General features: G+C 54.2%; 1 protein-coding gene. It reads left to right on the top strand.

The features are described 5' to 3' along the window. Positions 1-13: 13 nt before the first annotated feature. On the top strand, positions 14-1,857 hold a 1,844-nt coding region (locus KZZ10_RS02000; protein WP_259659832.1), incomplete at its 3' end, for an autotransporter family protein.

The following is a 1,857-nucleotide window of genomic DNA, read 5'->3' as shown; positions in this document are numbered from 1 at the left end:
GAGCGGCACCTCCATGGCAGCTCCTCTGGTTGCGGGTGGTGCGGCGGTGTTGCGCCAGGCTTTCCCGTACATGACGGCAAGGCAAATCATTGAAGTTCTGTTGACCACCGCCACGGAAATTGACAACTCCAGCCCCGAATCAATCCGCGACTTTGGCCATGGTTTGCTCAATGTCGGTCGCGCAGTCAGAGGGCCGATCCAGTTTGGTCATCCTTCTCTCATTCCCGGCAATCCGTCAATCTTCGCGCCAATCTTTGCGGTGGATACCGAAGGGTATAACTCAGTATGGAGCAATAACATCTCAGGGACGGGGGGATTTAGCAAGGCTGGTGCAGGGGTTCTCGTTTTAACGGGTCTGAACACCTACACGGGTGATACGACGATTACCGGTGGCGTGTTGCGGGTCGATGGCTCAATCGCGACTTCAAATCTTGCCGTGACGTCAGGTGCTACTTTGCAAGGTATTGGCACGGTGGGTAATACGTCTATGGCCGGTATTCTGTCGCCTGGCAACTCGGTCGGTACGCTTACGGTCAACGGTAATCTTAATCTTTTAGCAGGCTCAACATATCGATATGAGGTGAATGCCAACCAGCAAGGTGATCTGGTGGTGGTCTCGGGGCGCGCTACGATCGCTGACAGCGCCATCTTTAAATTGTCCTCTGAGAGCGGGATTTACCTAAACAGGTTGTATCCAATCCTGCAAGCCAATGCGCTCACAGGGACGTACCGGAGCAGTGATAGCAACTACACCTTTATTGATCTAAGTTTTGTCCCAAGCGGCGGCAATCTTGGCTTGATGGCCCAGAGAAATAGTGTGCCCATGGCAAGCTTTGCGCAAACGAACAATCAGCGGGCAGTGGCAAACACCATTGATGCACAGAGCTCGGGCGCTGAGCCATATAAGCGGGTGCTGTTAAACGATAACTCGAGCCAATTGTCTGGGCTATACCAAGAGTGGTCCGGTGAAATCTACAGCGCTAATCAAGCAGCGCTCATTTACAACAGCCGGCTGATGTCGCAGATAGTGAACTGGCGCCTACAGGACAGCTGGCTTAACAACAGCTCGACTGCTCGACTGCAGCGTATGGGCCAGACTACGGCGGATACGACTGTTTGGGCGCAAGCGTATGGTAACTGGGACACGTTCAGCGCCAATGCTGATGCGCGTAAGGCAACGTCCAACGGTGGCGGGCTTATCCTTGGAGTGGATCACGCGCTGACACCAAGTTTTCGTCTGGGCGGTGGCTTCTCGGCTGGCCTCACTAACACCACTGTCGCTGCCAGTAGCGCTAATACCAATGGTTACCACGTGATGCTGTACAGCGCGTACGCGAAGGATAGACTGCGTTTGAATAGTGGTGTGGTTCAGTCGTGGTACGAAGCCAACATGAAGCGTGGCTTGTCGTTGGATGATCAGGGTAACGCTAAGGGTAAAGTCGACTCAAGGTCAACGCAGTTGTTTGCAGACTTAAGTAGCCCGATCACGCTCAGTCAGCAGCAAGATCATCACACAACGCTTTCACCCTTTGGTCAGGTCAGCCAGATCTGGCTTCAAACTTCGAGTTTTGGTGAGACCGGAGCAAGAGCGAGGCTGACCGGCCTAGCGACCAATGCCAATACGGGATTTGGTACCTTAGGAGCGAGACTAAGTCACCAGTGGAAGGCCGGCGAGAAAGATTGGCAGGCTGGCATATCGGCAGGCTGGCAGCGGGCATGGGGAGCTTTATCTCCGACAACAACTTTGGCGTTTGCCACAGGCCCGGGCTTTACCGTAAGTGCTGCACCAATGGCTCGAGATGCAGCCATTGTTGAAGTCGGTATCGGTGCCAGCCTTGGTGACTCAAGCCGCTTCAA

It is taken from the genome of Zwartia hollandica, from assembly GCF_019923725.1.
GTDB lineage: Bacteria > Pseudomonadota > Gammaproteobacteria > Burkholderiales > Burkholderiaceae_B > Zwartia > Zwartia hollandica.
This window is presented reverse-complemented; position numbering and strand designations above follow the sequence as displayed.